The sequence below is a fragment of the Maribacter polysaccharolyticus genome, from assembly GCF_028882255.1.
GTDB lineage: Bacteria > Bacteroidota > Bacteroidia > Flavobacteriales > Flavobacteriaceae > Maribacter_A > Maribacter_A polysaccharolyticus.
On sequence record NZ_JARBUY010000001.1, the window covers coordinates 268,608 to 288,071 of the forward strand.

Genomic DNA, 19,464 nt, shown 5'->3' on the forward strand with positions numbered 1-19,464 from the left:
TCCCGATCTTGGAACAGCGATGAATTGCTTTAATGAAAAACACACCGAATGACCCATGAGTTCAAGCACATTGTAAAGGCCTATATCCAGGCCAGGAAAGCACATCATAAAACCGTTTTGGCAACCGTAGTGGCCCTAGACGGTTCTTCTTACAGAAGGCCCGGGGTTCGTATGCTGATTTTTGAAGATGGCAGGGCGATCGGTGCCGTAAGTGGCGGTTGTGTGGAAAAGGAGGTAATCCGACAAGCGCAAAGTGTTTTTAAGGAAGATACGCCTAAAATGATGACCTATGACGGTAGGTATCGCTTGGGTTGCGAAGGGTTGCTTTATCTATTGATCGAACCTTTTCGACCTACCGATATGTTTTTAACGGCTTTTGAAAAGCAATTGAAAACCAGGCAGCGATTCGCCATACATTCGTATTATACAAAAACCCAAGGCTCCAATAAGGACTTTGGATCCATCATACGTATCGGGAATACTGATTTTTCCTTTGGTCCGGGATTTCCTTCCAAGGCGGGTACGCTGGTCTTTACCCAAGAACTGGAACCTTGTTTTAAACTACTGATCATCGGTGCAGAACATGATGCGGTGCAATTGTGCAAATTTGCGTCATTGACCGGATGGGAAGTCACTATAGTGGCACCCCCTTCGGCACATAAGGTAGTGACCGATTTTCCTGGGGCCCAAGAAATGCTTTATGTTGATGCAGGGAATTTGAAGGTCAACCAAATCGACAATCAAACCGCAGTTCTTATAATGACCCATAATTATGTAAAAGATCTAAAATTCCTATTGAGGATCAAGGAGGCCCAACCGGCATATCTAGGTGTTTTGGGTCCTATGAACCGCCGAGAAAAATTGTTGGGAGATCTGATCGAACATCATCCCGAAATCGATGATTCCTTTTTCGATTCCATAAATGGTCCGGCAGGCTTGAATATAGGCGCAGAAACCCCACAGGAAATCAGTATTGCCATTTTAGCGGAAATCCTAACCGTGGTGCGCCGTAAAAAGCCGATCATGTTGAAACATAAATCGAACCCCATACACTTCTAATGGGTAGCTATTCGCACATTGCCATAATCATTTTGGCTGCCGGGGGATCCTCCCGTATGAAACAGCCAAAACAACTGCTGTCATGGGGCGAAAATACCCTTTTGGGCCATACAATGAATGTTGCCCTAGAAAGTGAAGCTGGCCAGGTTTATGTGGTCTTAGGGGCCCATATGGAACAAATCAAACCAAAAATCGACAATCCAAAAACCATTTTTATATCCCATAACGGTTGGAAGCAGGGGATAGGATCATCAATTTCCTGTGCGGCCCATTACATTTTAAATGCCCAAAAAGGGTACAAGGCCCTCCTTTTCATGCTTTGTGACCAACCCTTGATCGATGCTGAATACCTTAACGATATGTTGTGTGCATTTGATACGGGAAATAAAAAAATCATTGCCACGGCCTATAAACAGGGAAATGGGGTACCCGTCCTGTTCCATAAGAAGTACATCCCTGAATTAGCCGCCTTAGGGGGTGATTCCGGTGCCAAGGAAGTCATTGTGAACAACATTGAAGAAGTTTTGTCCCTTAAACCGAACGGAAAACAGATCGATCTTGATACTTTTGAAGAATACCAACACTTAAAAAACCAAACCAACCTATGAAAGTCAAAAACCTGACCCTCTGTATCACCCTATTATTCATGGCATTTTATGATATAACGGCCCAAAATATGGATTTTGAGGCCTATAATCCCCAATCGACCTTGGTAGTCCCCACCAATGAGATCAAAAAAGCCAAATTCCCCTTTATCGATGTGCACAGCCATCAAAGGGATATGTCTCCGGAAGCCCTAACGGCATTGATCAAGGATATGGATGCCCTCAACGAGGGTATCATGGTGAACTTAAGTGGAGGTTCGGGAGAACGCTTAAACGCCATGCTAAAAAGTATAGCGGAAAACCATCCTGACCGCTTCGCTGTTTTTGCAAACGTCGATTTTGAAGGGGTAGGTACCGAGGACTGGTCCGAAAAGGCGGTCGCACAATTGGAAACCGATATAAAAAATGGGGCCAAAGGACTTAAAATATTCAAGAGTCTCGGTTTGCGTTATACCGATATCCAAGGAAACCGATTAGCGATCGATGACCCCCGATTAGATGCCATTTGGCAAAAATGTGGAGAAATGGGGGTACCCGTATTGATCCATGCTGCAGACCCCAAATCGTTTTGGGCACCTATGGATTCTGGAAATGAACGCTGGCTTGAACTAAAGACCCATCCCCGAAGACAAAGGTCGGATACCGATCCCGCACCTTGGGAACAGATCATTAAGGAGCAGCATACTGTATTCAAAAAACATCCGAACACGAAATTCATTAATGCCCATATGGGCTGGTATGCCAATGATCTGAATAAATTGTCCGGGCTATTGGACGCCATGCCGAATATGTACGTGGGCATAGGTGCGGTTATTGCCGAATTGGGAAGGCAACCCCAAAATGCACGTGCCTTCTTTATAAAATACCAAGACCGAATCCTTTTTGGCAAGGACAGTTGGAAGCCTGAAGAGTTTCCTACGTATTTCAGGGTATTGGAAACCAATGATGAATATTTTCCCTATTACAAGAAATACCATGCATTTTGGGCCATGTATGGCCTTAACCTACCTGATGAAGTATTACGGAAAGTATACTACAAGAATGCGTTGAAACTCATTCCCGGACTGGACAAAGGACTTTTCAAGGAGTAAGTCCATTAAACCCCTAAGGTCTTTTATCCGGGTTTTCATCTGTATTATCATGGTCATATTCCTGAAAAATGCCACAAGAATATACTTTTTTCACCAAAGGTGCTTTTTTCTTGATTTTCCGTTTCGACAAGGCTTCAATTTGTGGAGACAAATAGTTCATGGTATAATGCTTAGTGTTTAATACTATAACAAATAACGTATAAAAAGTGAAATTAATATAAGTTTTCACGCTATCATAATATTTTTTTAACAAATGGTGTGATTTTTTCGATAAATGGACCACTAATAAATCAAACCAAAACCAGTACATGGATCGAGAAGGTGAATTTATACAGGTCATCAAGGAAAACGAAGGGGTTATTTTTAAGATAACCACGATTTATACCGATAACAGGGAGGATCAGCAGGATCTATACCAAGATATCGTCTATCAACTTTGGAAGTCTTTCGAGTCTTTCCGTGGAGAGGCAAAATTCAGTACTTGGATGTACCGTATTGCCTTGAACACCGCACTTACACATATAAAACGGAATAAACGCAAAGGACATTCCGTTGCTATTGAAGAGGTGGTATTGCAACAAACCGAACTCTACGATACGGCATTCGAACAGCGTATTAAAATACTCTATAAGCACATCCATCAATTGAATGTTCTCGAAAAAGGACTGATGTTATTACTGCTGGAAGGAAAAAGCTATTCGGAAATTTCGGAAATAACGGGGTTGACCCCATCCAATGTTGGCACACGTCTATCCCGTATCAAATTAAAATTAAGGTCAAAAATCGAAAAAAAATAAGTCATGGAAATAGAAGAACTACAAGCCACATGGACAGCAATGAGCCAAGAACTTGATAAACAAAAGCGATTAACCGATAAAATCATTTTGGAAATGACACAACAGAAATATAAAAGTAAATTTCACGGGATAACCCTTTATGAAACGATGGGCTCGGTCATATGTTTTGCGACCGCCCTATTCTTGGTCTTCAATTTTTATAAATTGGACACTTGGTATCTAATGCTTTGCGGGATTATCACCTTGGCATTTCTAGTGATGCTTCCTATTCTTACGTTAAGCACGCTTGGGAAGTTAAAAAACCTGGAGATTTCCGAATACAATTATAAAGAAACCCTCCAAAAATATACCAAGGTAAAGAACAGGCTATTGTTGGTCCAACAATTTGGGGTCTATGCCAGTTTTCTTTTGTTGTTCACTACCTTACCGGTGGCTTCCAAGGTATTATCGGATAAAGACTTTTTTCTTATGGAAAAAGATGTTTGGCTATATGTTTTTATCGGGGTGGTAGTCGTATTCCTGGTTTTCTTCGCAAGATGGGGGTATGGCTGTTATAAAAATATCACCGATTCTGCAGAGGATATTCTCAAGGAAATGGAGTAGGGGTGAATTAAAAACCACCGCTGTACTTAAATAAAACGAAGTTGTTTTTGAATATAATCCAAGATCAACATCCAATTCATCTTTAAGATAAGGGCGGCCGTTGGTACGTTATCATCCTCAATGGCAGAAATAATCCCATCGTGCTGGTTGTCGGATTTCGCATAGATGGAATCGTCTGACATAAAAGCCCTTTCGTAAAAAATGATCCTTGTTTTTAAATCGATCAATATTTGCTGTGCAAGTGCATTTTTATAATGCTGGGTAAGTATTTTATGAAATTCGAGTTTATGGTGAATGCGGGACAAAGTGTCCGTTGCATTCTTGAATTTGATCTGGGTCTGTTTCAAACCTACGATGGATGCCTCGTCGAAAACGGAATTTTCCAAAGCCAAAACTTCAAGATCAGCCACCAATTCATAAAGATCCTTAGCCTCGGAATAATTCAATTCCGAAATAATGAACCCCCTATTAGGAATGGCTTTGATCAACTTGGATTGCTGCAATTGGGTCAAAGCCTCCCGAATTGGGGTAACACTGACGCCCAGTTTACGGGCCAAGGCAGCCAAGTTGATCGTCTTACCAGGCTCCAATTTCCCATGGGTCATTTCATTCAATAAATGTTCCCGTACCTGATCGCGTAATATAATTTTTGAAATCATCCCACTAATATACTATATCGTATACGATTTAACGTATAATAACGCGGCTTCGTATCCCAACCCCCTTAAAAACAAACAGGAATAGGCGTGAGACCCTATCCCATTAGGCCGATCCATTACCCAATAACCCCATCACGAAAGATCATTTCGCAAGGCCACGAAAATGGGCCTTGGAACTTCGTGGAAAACTTTAGGAACAAAGAAGGTATACTGCTATGAATCAAGGGGTCTTAAGACAAAACCAACTGTTATAATACGACAATTTTCACATATAAAAGCTAACAAAAATCATGTTATTGAAGATCGTGTACGATTAGCTTTGTAATACATCCAAAACCAAAACTCCATGAAGATTTACGACGACAAACATATAAAGAATGTTGTTCTTGTAGGGGCTCACAACTCCGGTAAAACAACACTGGCAGAGACCATGCTCTTCGAGGCGGGATTGATCAATAGAAGAGGTACCATTGAAGGTTTGAATACGGTATCGGATTATCATGAGATAGAACATGAAAGGGGCAATTCGGTTTTTGCGACCCCGATGCATACCGAATGGCGGCAGTACAAGATCAACATCATGGATACGCCTGGTTTGGACGATTTTATAGGGGAGATCATCTCCTCCATTCGTGTGGCCGATACCATTGTTACGGTCATAAACGGACAGTATGGTGCTGAAGTAGGCACAGAGATCATTTGGAATTATATTGATAAATACCAAAAACCGACCTTGTTTGTCATCAACCAAATAGACCATCTGGGCCTTAAATATGATGAAAGTTATAACAGCCTAAAGAATTTGGTGGGCAATAACTTGGTCAAGGTACAATATCCCCTAAGGCTCGATGGCGCCCAATGCATTATCGACGTGCTAAAGATGAAGATGTACAAATTCGGTCCTGAAGGAGGAAAACCGGAAAAACTCCCAATCCCTGAGGATCAAAAGGAAATTGCGGCCCAATTGCACAATGAATTGGTCGAGAAAGCCGCGGAAAATGATGAGGAATTAATGGAGTTGTTCTTTGAAAAAGGAACCTTGAACGAAGATGAGATGCGGCAGGGAATCAAGGCCGGAATGCTTAACCAGGAAGTATTCCCCGTATTCTGCACATCGGGCATCAACGATATGGGCAGTGGTCGCTTAATGGGCTTTATAGACAATGTTGCCCCTTCTGCCATTGATGTAAAACCGGAACAAAGTGTTGAGGGCCAAACCATAACCCCCACGAAAGATGCCCCGACCTCACTTTTCGTATTCAAGACCATACACCAACCCAATCTGGGCCAGATTACGTTTTTCAAAGTGATGTCCGGTGAAATCAACCAAAATGATAAATTGGTGAATTCGAGCAATGGGGAAACCGAGATATTGAATCAATTATTCATCATGGACGGTAAAAAAAGGGAACCGGTTCCAAAACTTACCGTTGGGGATATCGGTGCCACCTTAAAATTAAAATATACCGAGACCAATGACACCCTGTACGAAGCGGGTCACCCCATCACGATTCGACCCATTCAATTTCCCGAACCAAGAACAAGAAAATCCATTTCGGCCGTAAATAAGAAAGAAGAGGAAAAATTAAGTGAGGCGTTGAAGAAAATCCATAGCCAAGACCCTACGGTCGTGGTATCGTACTCCAAAGAACTAAAACAATTGATCCTAGGCTGCCAGGGAGAACTCCACCTGGCTACGATCGATTGGACCCTAAAGAACGTTTATGGTATAGAAGCCAAATTTGAACGACCTAAAATTGCCTATCGGGAAACCATACAGCGGTCTGCCAATGCCAATTATAGACATAAAAAACAATCGGGTGGGGCAGGACAGTTTGCCCAGGTACATTTAAAAATAGAACCTTGGTACGAGGGCATGGCCGAGCCTGAAGGTTTCAATATCCGGGGAAAAGAAGAGGTGGATCTGCCCTGGGGCGGCAAACTGGTATTTTATAATTGTATTGTAGGAGGTGTCATCGATTTACGATACTTACCTTCCATCATGAAAGGAATCCTGGAAGTTATGGAGTCGGGACCACTGACAAAATCCTACATCCGTGACGTTAGGGTAATGGTGTACGACGGTAAAATGCATTCCGTTGACTCCAATGACATTTCCTTTAAAATTGCTGGTGCCCATGCGTTTAAAGAGGCCTTCTTAAATGCCGATCCCAATCTATTGGAGCCGGTGCAGGAAGTTACGGTCAGGGTTCCCGAAGAAATGGTGGGCAATGTCATGACCGACCTGCAATCAAGACGTGCGATCATCCAAGGAATCGAACCCAAAGATCAGTTTCAGGTTTTAAAATGTATGGTGCCCGCTGCGGAATTGTATGGGTATTCAACCAATCTAAGATCAATGACCCAAGGTAGGGCAACTTTCAATGCCGTATTCTCTTCCTTTCAGCCCGTACCAAAGAACGTTCAAAAAGAATTGGTTCAACAGCCTTAACGTTAAATCACTAACCATCCAAAAAGAGGACGCACTTTTGACAAGTACGTCCTCTTTGATTATTTAGATACGGGATCAAAATTATTTGAAGTGTCTAAATGTCGCCCATTGCACCCTTTTACTATTTTTAAAATTGGAAAAATAAGTATGTGTACGGGCTTCTGTTGGTGTTTCTAAGTGAATTGTTGTTCTCATGATGTTTTGTTTTTGAGTCCTGAAATGAATTCAGGAAATGATTGATGATGATTTTATCCTTATCGCTTATCTGTTGAAGCTTCTGTATTCGGCCCAACGGACGCGCTTAGTGTTCTTTAAACTAGAAAAAAATGTATGTTTTCTTGCTTCTGTCGGTGATTTACTTAATGTTGCTTTCATGTTGTTCGTTTTTAGTTATTGTTGTTGTTTTCAATGTTAATGTGATAAAGTCTATCCGTTTGCCAACCGCTACCCATCTCATAATATATTTTAGGCCTTAATTGATGTGGATGTAATGTTTCCATTTTTTGGTTCTTTTTAATTGACTTACACAGAATAGACGAGGAGGGTATTATTTTGTTACAGTACTATGTATAAAAAGGTACTATTTTATATAATATTTAACAGAATCCATTGCCCAGAATTGGGACATATACCACGTAACTAATTGATTTTAATATATTTACATAATTTATATTGAAAATATTAGAAAAGTGTTAAAATATGTATCGGTGATCCAAATCATTGTAAAAAGATATTCTGATAGCTTCTTTTGCACTAAAACAAATGATGTGGTTCTTCATTGGCTCCTTACTTATCGCTGTGATCATCGTATACCTGTTGTTCCTAAAAATGAAGCTATATATCAATACGGATACGCGGCAGTATTATCTCCAGGTCGTAGGCATTGTAAAAGCCAGTGTTGAAGCCGACAAAGAGCGATTGGTTCGTATACATATCAGAACCTTTTTCATGAACTTCTATGTTTATCCGTTAGAAGCCGGAAGAAGACCTAAAAAGAAAAAGAAAATTTCAAAACCAAAAGTAAGCAAGGGCAAATCTTTCAATTACAACAGGATTTTGCGAATCATCCGCACCTTTAAGGTCAACCGATTGGTTCTTGACATAGATACCGGTAATTGTATTACCAATGCCAAACTATATCCTCTTTGCGGCTTATCCCATCTGACCAATGGGCAGTTCAATATTAATTTTCAAGGAAGGAACCAACTGATACTTCAATTGGATAATAGACCCATACGGATCATAAAAGCATTTATTAACAATTAAATAAATTTACCATGGAACTACATTTGGAAGAATTATTGGGAAAGATCACAGACTTTATGAAGTCCGAAGCCAATACGGAAACGGTTGTTGGCAAACAATTTGACCTTGGGGAGTTTAAATGTGTACCGGTTATCAAGGTAGGTATGGGATTTGGTTCCGGAGGTGGCGAAGGTACCGATTCAAAAATCAAAAAAGGTCAAGGTATGGGGGCCGGAGCTGGAGTGGGCATTGAACCCATAGGTTTCTTGGTTACAAAAGGTGATCGAATTTCTTTTTTGGAAGCCGGAAAATCCCACGGATTGGCCGCAGTTTTTGAAAAAATACCGGAGTTGATTGAAAAAATCTCCGTTAACAAGAAAAAAGAAGAGGCAAGTGTTTAAACCATCAAAGTGGGAAAGCCCCCAAGAAGCATCCCCACCTTGTTGTGAAAATCACATCGATGGCTTATCCCATTTAAAAGCAATATCTTATATTTGCTAAAATTTTGGAATTAGGGATTACTTCTCAAAGATGTAATAACAGGTTTTCTTCTAGATTGTTTTCTTATAGCACGATTTATTTAACCCCTTTTTCTTAAATTAGCAACAATAATATACGGTAATAAAATATGGCGAAGTCGCAACAGACATTTAACAAAAGTGAAAAAGAAAAAAAGCGTTTAAAAAAGCGTGAAGAAAAGCAAAAGAAAAAATTAGCCCGAAAAGCTGCTTCAAAAGAGAGTGGTGGAGGTATCCAGTTTGCGTATGTCGATTATAATGGTAATTTGACAGACACACCACCGGATCCATCGCAAAAGATTGAAATAGACGCTGAGGATATTGTTTTGGGAATACCGAAAAAAGAAGAGGGTGATGAAGAAAAATTCGATCCGGTAAGAAACGGTAAGGTTTCTTTCTATGACTCATCCAAAGGGTTCGGTTTTATCATCGATAGCGTTGATCAAGAAAAGTACTTCACCCATGTAAGTGGTTTGATCGATGAAATCGCCGAAAACGATAAGGTATCCTTTGAGTTGGAAAAAGGACAACGGGGAATGAATGCCGTAAGGGTAAAGAAGATCTAGGATTTTAATTCCCGTAAATTTGATAGTGAAGACCGCAATGTTATTGCGGTCTTTTTTTTTACTTTTTTTTTGGCACCATTTACTTGGATAAATAAATACATGGTTTGGGATGTAAAAAATGCCCACTCGTCCTTTTTTATCCCACACAATACCGATAAATCACTTAATTACCTGAAATTGGTGATTCTACCCCCTTTTTCCAATAGGTAGATTCATGATTTAAGCGAAATAGACGATTTAAATTTCCTGTAGTACCTGAAGAAATAAAAAGAATTTAGACTCAAGTTAAAAGAGTTTGAATTAGTAGAAGGAAGAGGGCCCATGGCCCTCTTCTTTATTGGTATAGTGGCAGTTAGTCGTAACCCCATCCTAAAAATCGAATTCAAAAAACATGTACAATACGATTTTAGTTGCAAAAAAATCATCAATATTGATTATTCCTTATAGATAATTCAAGGCATATGATTAATATTGACACTTAATTGATTTTTTTTGAATATCCATGACAAAAGACCAAAATCCATTATTGATCATCCTGGCTTTTTTCGCTATCTATGTGATTTGGGGATCTACCTATTTGCTGAATAAGATTGCCGTAACGGACCTACCACCTTTTATGTTGGCTGGCATACGTTTTATCATAGCAGGTGTTCTTATTTTCATTATTGCCAAAATAATGGGAAAGAACATAAAAATAAGCTGGCGCCAAATCAAAAACACCACCATTGCGGGTTTCTTGTTTTTAACGATCGGGAATGGGGTAGTGGTTTGGGCACTGAAATTCGTGGATAGTGGGTTCGCTGCTTTGGAAATATCGGCCCAGCCTTTGATCGTGCTACTCCTTATGCGGATTATCCAAGGGAAGAAAATACAAATGATGTCCGTTGTGGGGGTCATCTTAGGTTTGATCGGTATTTACTTGTTGGTGAGCCAAGAGCAAGTCCTTGACCAAGAAAATTCCATAGTGGGTATGGTAATGATTTTTGCTTGTATGTTAAGTTGGGGATATGGCAGCCTTTTTGTCGGCAAAGCCGAATTGCCCAGAAATTATTTTGTGAATACCGGGTATCAAATGCTTTTCGGGGGTATCATGTTGATGGTCATGAGTCTGCTCTTTGGGGAAACATGGAGTTCCCCTTTGACTTGGACCCGCCCTGTCCAATATGCCGTGATTTTACTAATTGTATTCGGGAGTATCGTTGCTTTTACGGCATTCAATTATTTGTTACAGGTCGTTTCTCCTGAAAAAGTGGCTACCTCAACCTATGTAAACCCGATTATAGCGATCCTTTTGGGGTGGCAATTCTTAGACGAAAAAGTAACGGTTCAATCCATCATTGCTGCCGTAATATTGCTTACCGGAGTATATTTTATCAATACCAAGCGAAAATTCACGGTCATACCCCGTTTTTTTAAATCTTGAGCCGATTTTACCAGTTTACAAAGGCTACTTACTAACAGCCCCCTTCTGGTTTTCGTTTTTTCTTTTTCTGGATGACCATTACCTTTTTAGGTGTTTCGGGTACCGTACTTTGAACGGAATTGGAATCTCCCGTCTTTCCTTTTTGGAAAATATCGAGATAATCGGGAATCGGTTTTTCAACCTCATAACCGGTGATTTGAAAGTCATTGTCGACCAACCGTGTTTCGTTTTCAAGGATTTTTATGTTCCCATATCCCAATTGATATAAGATCATCCAGGCCCTGTTCGCCTCATGTGGATTTTTTCCGTACAAAACAATGGTCTTCCCACTGTCCCTTAATTCATTGAATATGGATATACCCGTATCCTTTAGAATCTCCACTGTGGGAATATTAAGGGCATTATCCAGATGGCCTTGGGAATAATCGAATTTATCCCGAATATCGATCATAACCGATTGGGAACGGTCAATTTCGGACAAAGGAACCAGATAATCCCGGGTTGTTAGGGCCTTCAAGGTCTCCGCAGTGGTTTTTTCATATACATTGGAGGGTTTTTTGAATGTCAATATGCCAATGACCAAGACCAATATAAATACGACCGTGGATATTGAGATGCGTTTTGTTCTTTCCAATTCTTTCATATCAAACAGATTTTTAGCATCCCCCTTCGGGTTTACGTTTTTTCTTTTTCATAACAGGAACCACTAACTTTCTCGATCCTTCTTCCTCTGCGTCCTTATCTTGCAAGGTTTCACCCCCAACACCGAAATACATTGCAGCGGCCAGCCTGAAATCATAGCGATCAAAGGCTTCTTTAGGCATGTTTTCCGTGGGTTTCAAAGGATTAAGGATCGTGTTGTACCATCCATTGATCCCCCCATCCAGAACGTGTAAATTTTTATAGCCCTTTCTCGTAAGTAAAATCCATGCCTGATCGGCGGTAAGGTTTTGGTTGGAAAACAATACGATATCGTATTGATCCTGATTTAAATAGCCTTCACTTTCCGGATCTAAAATTTGGTCTAAAGGAATATTGAACGCCCCAGGCATGGTATATTCGTTATATTCATTTTCAGACCGTAGATCGATCAAAAGGATCGATGGATCCTTGGCTATTATTTTTTCCGCGAGTTCATCGGAAGTCATATACCGTTCCGGATTCACCACTTGGGCCAAAAGGTCCTCTGCAGTTACCCGTTCATTTTTTTTATAGCCCGGCAAAACCAACAACCCCAAAGCCGCAATGAAAAGCAATGAAGCTAATATGACATACCTATTTGCAAGGATTTTCGCAAGTTTCCTATTGATCATATCGGTATTTATTTAATAAAATACTTTTTTAATACGTTTTCGTACGATGTCGGAGACAAAGAAAGCAGCAAGGGCAATTACGGTGACACCGAAAATAATCCAACTGGCGGGTATATCAAAACTATCCACCAAGGTAATGTTGCCTAAAAAAGAACCGTTATAGAGTCCTTCGAACACATTATATGCCTCGGAAAAAACAAAAACCCCGATCATAATACCGAAGACATAGATCCAGGCATCCAATTTACCGATGGCAACGGCACATAGACTGGTTCCCGGACAAAATCCGCCGGCGACAAAACCGACCCCCATAATGGCCCCTCCGATAATCGCCGCCCAAACATAAGTCGGGTGCACATAGAGCATGCCCATTTCTATCCAGCCCAAATAATCCATATAATACAGGCCAATTACCGAAACTACCGCAGCGGTAAAAAACACTTTCAAAACCGCGAAGTCGTACCCATAAAAAACGCCTGCCAACTTACGGGAAGAAGAAAATCCCGAAGCTTCCAGAATAAAACCGAAAGCCAACCCGATCAGCACCGCAATGATGATGTTCCATTCATCTGTCAATATCCCATTTGGAATCAAAGGTCCCATACACTTATTTTTTTTAATTCGTTATATCCAGTTTTTTCTAAAGAAATACGCAAAGAGGTAGGCCGTACCGAAGATGGCCAACATGGTAATAAATCCACCCGTCGATAACACTGCCATTCCGCTCAAGGCCGCCCCACTGGTACAGCCCCTTGCAATCTGTGCCCCGAGTCCGAAAAGGACACCTCCCGTCAACGCAAATACCAAACGTCTGCGTGAAGTGATCTTAGGGGAATGTTGCACCCTAAATCCTATGCGGCCCGATAATGACCCCGAAATAAAGGCCCCTGCAAGTACACCAAGGCTTTCAAAAACCAACCAAGTATTCATGGGCGATTCATCACCTTGAACGAACTTACTGTAATAGCCGTTATTGACCGTATGTTCATGGGATACCTTGTCTACCAAGGTAACCACACTACTTTTCATGGCACCACTGGCCCCAAGGCCACGCCCGGTCATATAAAAGGTAAAAATGATCAATAGCCCTAAAAGGAAACCGCCGAAATAGGGGTTCCAATAAACATGTTTATTATTTTCACTTGCTTTATCCATTCGATTCAATTTTAATTTAATATAGATATCGGGTTAATTGTCCTGCCTCGACCATGACAAATCGGAATACCAGACCGCCTATCAAAATAAGGATGGCAGGGACGACGACCGGAACTTTATACCCCCTTAATTCCATGATTTCCAAAAGTCCGGGAAGGAGTAATCCCAGTATTACCACAAATACAAAGAACATTACCGTAAACTCTCCGTTTACCAATAGTTGCATGGCCTCCAATTGCACTTCAGAACCAGCCCAATAACCCATGATCATATGCACGATAAGGGCCAATTCTATAATGATGAGACCGATATCGATTTTACTGAAAAGACTTCGTTCGCTATGCGATTTTGAAAAAAGAATAATGGTCGCCGCTGCGGTGGACAACCCTGACACCAAGAACAATGGGCCTAAGATCGCGTTGTTCCATAAGGGACGTGCATTAAAGGCAGAAAGCAGAATACCCGTATAGATACCTAGGACCACGGAAAGGGGAATGAGGGCATACGCCATATTCATTCGATTCTTGACCAAAAAAGCTTGGAATTTATCCAAAAAGCCGAATTTCAATCCCATATTCGGGAACAATTCCTTCCAATAACTAAAAACCCATAGCATGGACAGGGGAGTGGTCAGGAGCAATACCCAAGCCCCCCAAGACATGGGTGACTCTATTCTGATCGTCGTGTATAATCGCCAAAAATAGATCTTATGGTTAAGGTCATAAAACAAGGCCATTAAACCGACAACCAGGGCCATAGGCGCTATCATTACCGCATACTTAACCGCTGCCGGGGTTTCCCCGTCTTTTTTAAGTACGGTAGAAACTGCGGCAAAGAACAAAAGGCCGGCTGCCAGTCCACCCAAAAAAAGATACAACGAAATTGGCCAATGCCAAATTTGCAAAGATGGGTCGATATTCGGTATGTTTCTACCACTCGTGAACAGTTCTTCTTCCATGTTAAAGGCTTATATTAAATAATAAACTTGGGGTTTGGTTCCGGCTTCTGGAGCCAAGGTTTTATGTTTTCTTTCTTTAAGCAATTGTGACACTTCGCTGTTGGGGTTATCCAAATCCCCGAAATACATGCACTTGGTAGGACAAACCGAAACGCAGGCAGGAAGTTGGCCTTTTTCGAGCCTATGGTGACAAAATGTACACTTATCCACATACCCTTCAGGATGTTGGTATCTGGCATCATAAGGACATGATTCGATACAGGCCCCACAACCGATACATTCATCAGGGGTCACCAATACGATGCCACCATCGATGATATGACTTGCCCCAGTAGGACAACAGCGTACACAGGGTGCATTTTCGCAATGATTGCAACGTTCGGATCGTAATTCCAATTCAAGATTGGGGTAGGCCCCTTCAACCCGTTCGGTAATCCAATCCCTGCAATAGCCGATAGGAACATTGTTCTCTGTTTGGCAGGCAACAACGCAGTCACTACAACCTACACACTTTTTGGTGTCTATGACCATGGCATATCTCATACTTCAACGGTTTTAAATGGATTTTCTTTAAGAATCTTGACAAAGTTCCCACGCATGCCCGTACCTCCCATTATGGGATCTATGGCCACTTGGCTGATCAACTGGGTATCACTGGCCCCTTTACCATGTGCACGTCCCAATTTTTTGTTGTTATGGCCAAAACCATGGACCATATAAACGGAATCCCATCGGATCCTTTCCGTAACACGTACCCGAATGGGGAATGAGGATTGCACCCCGTCCTGATTCTCCAACCAAACATATTGTCCCTTTTTCAGATCTAAAATCCGGGCGACCCTGGGGTTTACCCAAAGATCGTTCTCACTCTTTAGATCGTTTAGATTGGGATTGTTCACGGTTCTACTAAAAGTATGCATGGGCGAACGACCATAATTCAATCGATAATATCCGGGAGCGGGTTCCGGATGTTTCGTATACTTTGGCATGGGGTCGAAACCTTGACTTTCCAAATCCTCCGAGTAAAACTCGATTTTACCACTACTGGTATAGAATTCATAATCCTGACCCTCCTGCAAATACATGGGTCCGGACGTTCTCGGGAATTTTTTCACCCCTATTTTTTCCATTTCCTCCAAGGAAGTCCCCATTTGTTCCAATTGCCAAGCTATGACCTCTTTATAATCCTCATATTTAAAATAGTCGTGCAAGCCCAATTTTTCACCCAATTGTTTTGCAATCCACCAAGCGGGTTTCGAATTGAATCTTGGCTCCACGGCGGGCATGCGCAATGCAATTGAAGGCTCACGGTTCGTGGCCGAACGAATTCCGTCATAACGTTCCAGATAGGTACATTCGGGCAGGACAACATCGGCGTAACCGGTAATTTCCATCGGCATGGTATCTACGACCACCATAAATTCAAGGGCATCGATGGCTTCTTCCAATAATTTCTTGTTCGGAATGGAATTGTTCAAATTGGTTCCGGCCACCAACCAAGCTTTTATAGGATGCACATTATCCGCTGAAGGTAGCGAGGCCTTTATCAATTCATTGGTAATTCCCATTTCGGCAAATGGGTATTTTTCACCGATTTCTTTCCAGCCCCATTTCGGGGTAGGATAGGGAGGATGTGGAAACTTGGGGATACTTATTTTTTCTTTAAAATAGAATCCTCCCCTACGGCCCCATGACCCCAAGAGACCATTCAATATGGCCATGGCCCTTGCCCTTTGGGTGTCATCGCCATACCAGGTAACATGCCGTCCCGGATGGATTATGGTCGAAGGGGCAGCTGCCGCCATGATTCGTGCCGTTTTCCTGATTTCCTCAGGTTTTATGGTAGTGACCCCATAGGCCCATTCCGGGGTATATTGTTGTACATGATCTTTTAACTCCTCAAATCCCAGCGTATACTTTTCCACATAGTCCTTATCATATAAACCCTCATTGATGATCACATTCATCCATGCCAGTAAAAGGGCAATATCGGTCGAAGGCTTAATGGCCAACCAGTGTTGTGATTTGCTTGCTGCCGTTGAAAGGCGGGGATCCACGGCAATGATCGTGGCCCCATTATCAATGGCATCGGACATCTCCTGCACTTGGGTGTTATGCATATTCTCACCAATATGCGATCCTATCAGAACCAAACATTTGGTATCCCTAATGTCGGTAGGTTCGGGGGAACCCACCCAGGAGCCAAAGGTCAAGGCAAATCCTGCTTCCCTTGGTCCACGACATTGGGCGTATGCCGGCTCCGCTATACTATCAGAACCATAGGCCTTGAACAAATGTTCAAAATGCGAACCTGGGGAACCGTGTTTCAATAAACCCATGCTCTCTGCACCGTATTTTTCCTTTATTCCTTTCATTTTTGTGGCAATCAAGGTCAATGCCTCGTCCCAACTGGTTTCCACAAAGGTTTCTTCCCCATTTACAACCTTCCGTACCAAGGGTTTTTTTAATCGATCATTGTCCGAATACATACCAACCCCACCTGTTCCTCGAGGACATAACCTACCATTGCAATGGGGATCGATATCGTTACCGATTATCTTATGAATGGTGCCTTTACTATCGGAATGCACCCATCCGGCACATTTCCAGAAACAAACTTCACAATATGTTGCTGTCTGTCTTAATTTTTCAAGGGAATTTTCCAAGGCCAATCCCTCTAAATAGGAGTTTATCCCTAAGGATTCCATCGAGGAAGCCGCCACTGCAACCCCTCCAAAGCCCAATGCCGAAATCTTAATAAATTTTCTTCTTGACGTACCCATAAAATCTTCTATCAAATTCCAAAGTGCATTATTGCATGCGAAACGATGTAAATTTACATGTCGCCCCCCTATGAAATAATGATAATTATCATATTTACAACAAGTTAAGTGTAACAAATGTTACATAAGAACCATTTGTCATCCTGATTTATATTGTAATTTTGAGGAGGGAAATCGGTATTCCATGAGAAATAAAAAGGCACTTACGAACCTAAAAAGAATTGGCATTGTATTGGCCATCACGGTTTTACTAGGCGCCGTTATCACGATCAAGTACTTTGGCTTTGGTAAAATGGGAAGCACGGCAACCCCGGAATATGTCCAGATTTCCCCTTCATCTGAAACTTGTATACAATGTCATTCGATTCCCAGTGGATTTTCGGAGTACCATAATCCGGAAGCCATAGGTTGTATAAGTTGCCATTTGGGTAACGGGCAAGTCTTGGAAAAGGAAAAATCCCATGAGGGTATGGTTTTGATTCCCGGAAATCTCAGTAACGCAACGGAAACCTGTGGGAAATGCCACCCTAACGAACTTTCAAAAATCGAAGCCTCCCTGATGACCACGAACAGTGGTATCGTGGCCGTGGATAAATTTATTTTCGGGGAAGCCGAAACACCGAATGATCACTATCATATTCAAGAAATAAAGCATTCGGCCTCTGAAAAACATCTACGGGACCTCTGTGCCAATTGCCATTTAGGAGCCGAAAAGACCACGTTGGGCGAAATAACCCCATTGAGTCGGGGCGGAGGGTGCATTGCCTGTCATTTAAACTATGGGGAGGAGGCCCATACCGATCTGAAAAATTATATGCAAACCAATAAGGAATCGCTGCCAAAGGTCCACCCCTCAACCGATATTTTCATGAATGACCAACATTGTTTCGGATGCCATAGTCGATCTAGCCGCATATCCACGAATTATGAGGGATGGCAAGAAACGTTATTGGAAGGGGAGGAGGTTAAAGACAACCCTGATTACCGTATCTTGGAAGACTTAAGGGTCTACACCAAAAAAGAGGCCGATGTACACCATGCCAATTCGATGTTGTGTATAGACTGCCATTCGAGCCATGAGGTTATGGGCAATGGTAAATCCTATACCCATGAAGAACAAGCGGTAACCCTGCAATGTTCCGATTGTCATTATAAGGAAAATCCAAAGACCATCCCTTACGATTCGTTGGACCAAGAGTCCCTGCTCGTTTTCATGCATCGAAAATATACCCATAACGACAAACCGATACTGATAGCCCAAGAAGATGGGCACCCTTTGGTGAATACCTTCTTAGAAGGGGACCAAGCGTACTTGATAGGAAAAAAGGATGGTCGGCTCCATACGATAAATCCGCAGTCCAAAAGCTGTTCAAGGGACAATGCCCATAAGAATGTCAGTTGTGCCACCTGCCATTCTTCCTGGACCAATAAATGTATCGGTTGCCATAATGTATATGACAAAGATGACCCCAACGGATATGACCTATTGGACAAAAAGGATGTTACGGGCCAATGGGTTGAGCATGTTGCCGAATTCTTGACCGCTTATCCATCACTGGGCGTACGGGAGACATCCCATGGTAAAATCTATGAGCCTGCCATCCCCGGGATGATCATGACCATTGATAAGGGCAGTTTTGAAAAGGGTCGAAAAGGAGAGGATATCTCCTTTCATCGACTATATGCCCCCAATGCACCACATACCACGACCAAAGCCGTTAGGGACTGCAAATCATGCCATTCAAGTCCGGAAGCCTTGGGTTACGGCAATGGAAAATTAACCTATGAAACAAGAACGGGTTCGGGAGTTTGGCAATTTGACCCCGAATATGCCAAGAATCCCAATGACGGCTTACCGGAAGATGCTTGGGTAGGCTTCATGAATGAAGGAAACCAAAATAAAATCAATACCACCCGCACCGATTTTAGGCCTTTAAGCATAAAGGAACAGCAGCGAGTGTTATTGGTCGGGGCCTGTCTGCAGTGCCATTCGGGTACTTCCGAAGTCATGCAACGGAGTTTGGATAATTTTCAATCATTACTCCAAAACCTAGATCCACAATGCATATTGCCAAACAATCCATAAACGATAGGGTTATTGGATCATTGATTAATTACCCTCCAATACCCATAACCTTAGGGATCATTCTGTAAAGAGCTTCCCAAAACCATTGAATCCATCCCTTTTTTGAACCTATTATAGGAGACATCCGATTCTTTTAATCTTTTTTTTAGAT

20 protein-coding genes are annotated in these 19,464 nt (G+C 41.9%); 11 read left to right on the forward strand and 9 right to left on the reverse strand.

Annotated features, from left to right (window positions below):
* Positions 1 to 48: 48 nt before the first annotated feature.
* Genes PHU20_RS01230 through PHU20_RS01240 form a run of 3 tightly spaced genes read left to right on the forward strand, consistent with a single transcriptional unit; the run spans position 49 to position 2,755 of the window.
* Positions 49 to 1,059, forward strand: coding sequence for an XdhC family protein (locus PHU20_RS01230; protein ID WP_274823514.1), 1,011 nt, complete (start codon positions 49 to 51; stop codon positions 1,057 to 1,059).
* Positions 1,059 to 1,667 carry a nucleotidyltransferase family protein gene (locus PHU20_RS01235; protein WP_274823515.1) on the forward strand — a complete coding sequence of 203 codons (609 nt, stop codon included), beginning with the start codon at positions 1,059 to 1,061 and terminating at the stop codon, positions 1,665 to 1,667. The genes PHU20_RS01230 and PHU20_RS01235 overlap by 1 nt, the downstream gene beginning before the upstream one ends.
* Entirely contained in the window at positions 1,664 to 2,755 is a 1,092-nt protein-coding gene (locus tag PHU20_RS01240) for an amidohydrolase family protein (RefSeq protein WP_274823516.1), read from the forward strand. The genes PHU20_RS01235 and PHU20_RS01240 overlap by 4 nt, the downstream gene beginning before the upstream one ends.
* 13 nt (positions 2,756 to 2,768) lie before the next feature.
* On the opposite strand, the gene PHU20_RS01245 is transcribed toward PHU20_RS01240, so the two are convergent.
* Entirely contained in the window at positions 2,769 to 2,915 is a 147-nt protein-coding gene (locus PHU20_RS01245; RefSeq protein ID WP_274823517.1) for a hypothetical protein, read from the reverse strand.
* A gap of 148 nt (positions 2,916 to 3,063) precedes the next feature.
* Here PHU20_RS01245 and PHU20_RS01250 point away from each other — a divergent pair, with 148 nt between their 5' ends.
* Positions 3,064 to 3,552, forward strand: a complete 489-nt coding sequence (locus PHU20_RS01250; protein WP_274823518.1) for an RNA polymerase sigma factor — start codon at positions 3,064 to 3,066, stop codon at positions 3,550 to 3,552.
* Positions 3,553 to 3,555: 3 nt separating this feature from the next.
* Positions 3,556 to 4,155 carry a hypothetical protein gene (locus PHU20_RS01255; RefSeq protein WP_274823519.1) on the forward strand — a complete coding sequence of 200 codons (600 nt, stop codon included), beginning with the start codon at positions 3,556 to 3,558 and terminating at the stop codon, positions 4,153 to 4,155.
* Between the two features lie 26 nt (positions 4,156 to 4,181).
* Here PHU20_RS01255 and PHU20_RS01260 read toward each other — a convergent pair whose 3' ends face one another.
* Positions 4,182 to 4,814, reverse strand: coding sequence for a GntR family transcriptional regulator (locus PHU20_RS01260; RefSeq protein ID WP_274823520.1), 633 nt, complete (start codon positions 4,812 to 4,814; stop codon positions 4,182 to 4,184).
* 346 nt (positions 4,815 to 5,160) lie between these two features.
* On the opposite strand from PHU20_RS01260, the gene PHU20_RS01265 reads away from it, so the two are divergent.
* The 5 genes from PHU20_RS01265 to PHU20_RS01285 all read left to right on the forward strand — a co-directional run bounded on the left by PHU20_RS01265 (position 5,161) and on the right by PHU20_RS01285 (position 11,018).
* Positions 5,161 to 7,266 carry an elongation factor G gene (locus PHU20_RS01265; RefSeq protein WP_274823521.1) on the forward strand — a complete coding sequence of 702 codons (2,106 nt, stop codon included), beginning with the start codon at positions 5,161 to 5,163 and terminating at the stop codon, positions 7,264 to 7,266.
* A gap of 762 nt (positions 7,267 to 8,028) precedes the next feature.
* Positions 8,029 to 8,532: a hypothetical protein gene (locus tag PHU20_RS01270; protein WP_274823522.1), complete on the forward strand. Its 504-nt coding sequence runs from the start codon at positions 8,029 to 8,031 to the stop codon at positions 8,530 to 8,532.
* A gap of 11 nt (positions 8,533 to 8,543) precedes the next feature.
* Positions 8,544 to 8,912 (forward strand): GerW family sporulation protein, encoded by a 369-nt coding sequence (locus tag PHU20_RS01275; protein WP_274823523.1) that lies wholly within the window; start codon positions 8,544 to 8,546, stop codon positions 8,910 to 8,912.
* Between the two features lie 227 nt (positions 8,913 to 9,139).
* Positions 9,140 to 9,595, forward strand: a complete 456-nt coding sequence (locus PHU20_RS01280; RefSeq protein WP_274823524.1) for a cold-shock protein — start codon at positions 9,140 to 9,142, stop codon at positions 9,593 to 9,595.
* A 502-nt stretch (positions 9,596 to 10,097) separates the two neighbouring features.
* Positions 10,098 to 11,018 carry an EamA family transporter gene (locus PHU20_RS01285; RefSeq protein ID WP_274823525.1) on the forward strand — a complete coding sequence of 307 codons (921 nt, stop codon included), beginning with the start codon at positions 10,098 to 10,100 and terminating at the stop codon, positions 11,016 to 11,018.
* A gap of 31 nt (positions 11,019 to 11,049) precedes the next feature.
* Here PHU20_RS01285 and PHU20_RS01290 read toward each other — a convergent pair whose 3' ends face one another.
* Genes PHU20_RS01290 through PHU20_RS01320 form a run of 7 tightly spaced genes read right to left on the reverse strand, consistent with a single transcriptional unit; the run spans position 11,050 to position 17,227 of the window.
* Positions 11,050 to 11,661 (reverse strand): rhodanese-like domain-containing protein, encoded by a 612-nt coding sequence (locus tag PHU20_RS01290; RefSeq protein ID WP_274823526.1) that lies wholly within the window; start codon positions 11,659 to 11,661, stop codon positions 11,050 to 11,052.
* 13 nt (positions 11,662 to 11,674) lie between these two features.
* Positions 11,675 to 12,331: a rhodanese-like domain-containing protein gene (locus tag PHU20_RS01295; RefSeq protein WP_274823527.1), complete on the reverse strand. Its 657-nt coding sequence runs from the start codon at positions 12,329 to 12,331 to the stop codon at positions 11,675 to 11,677.
* A gap of 12 nt (positions 12,332 to 12,343) precedes the next feature.
* A complete protein-coding gene (locus PHU20_RS01300) occupies positions 12,344 to 12,934 on the reverse strand; it encodes a YeeE/YedE thiosulfate transporter family protein (RefSeq protein ID WP_274823528.1) in 591 nt (196 codons plus the stop codon).
* Positions 12,935 to 12,955: 21 nt separating this feature from the next.
* On the reverse strand, positions 12,956 to 13,486 hold the full coding sequence (locus PHU20_RS01305; protein WP_274823529.1) for a YeeE/YedE thiosulfate transporter family protein: 531 nt from the start codon (positions 13,484 to 13,486) through the stop codon (positions 12,956 to 12,958).
* A gap of 16 nt (positions 13,487 to 13,502) precedes the next feature.
* Positions 13,503 to 14,444, reverse strand: a complete 942-nt coding sequence (gene nrfD, locus PHU20_RS01310) for an NrfD/PsrC family molybdoenzyme membrane anchor subunit (protein ID WP_274823530.1) — start codon at positions 14,442 to 14,444, stop codon at positions 13,503 to 13,505.
* Positions 14,445 to 14,453: 9 nt separating this feature from the next.
* Positions 14,454 to 14,987 carry a 4Fe-4S dicluster domain-containing protein gene (locus PHU20_RS01315; protein ID WP_274823531.1) on the reverse strand — a complete coding sequence of 178 codons (534 nt, stop codon included), beginning with the start codon at positions 14,985 to 14,987 and terminating at the stop codon, positions 14,454 to 14,456.
* A complete protein-coding gene (locus tag PHU20_RS01320; protein WP_274823532.1) occupies positions 14,984 to 17,227 on the reverse strand; it encodes a molybdopterin-containing oxidoreductase family protein in 2,244 nt (747 codons plus the stop codon). The genes PHU20_RS01315 and PHU20_RS01320 overlap by 4 nt, the downstream gene beginning before the upstream one ends.
* Before the next feature lie 184 nt (positions 17,228 to 17,411).
* Here PHU20_RS01320 and PHU20_RS01325 point away from each other — a divergent pair, with 184 nt between their 5' ends.
* On the forward strand, positions 17,412 to 19,313 hold the full coding sequence (locus tag PHU20_RS01325; RefSeq protein WP_274823533.1) for a hypothetical protein: 1,902 nt from the start codon (positions 17,412 to 17,414) through the stop codon (positions 19,311 to 19,313).
* Positions 19,314 to 19,464 lie beyond the last annotated feature (151 nt).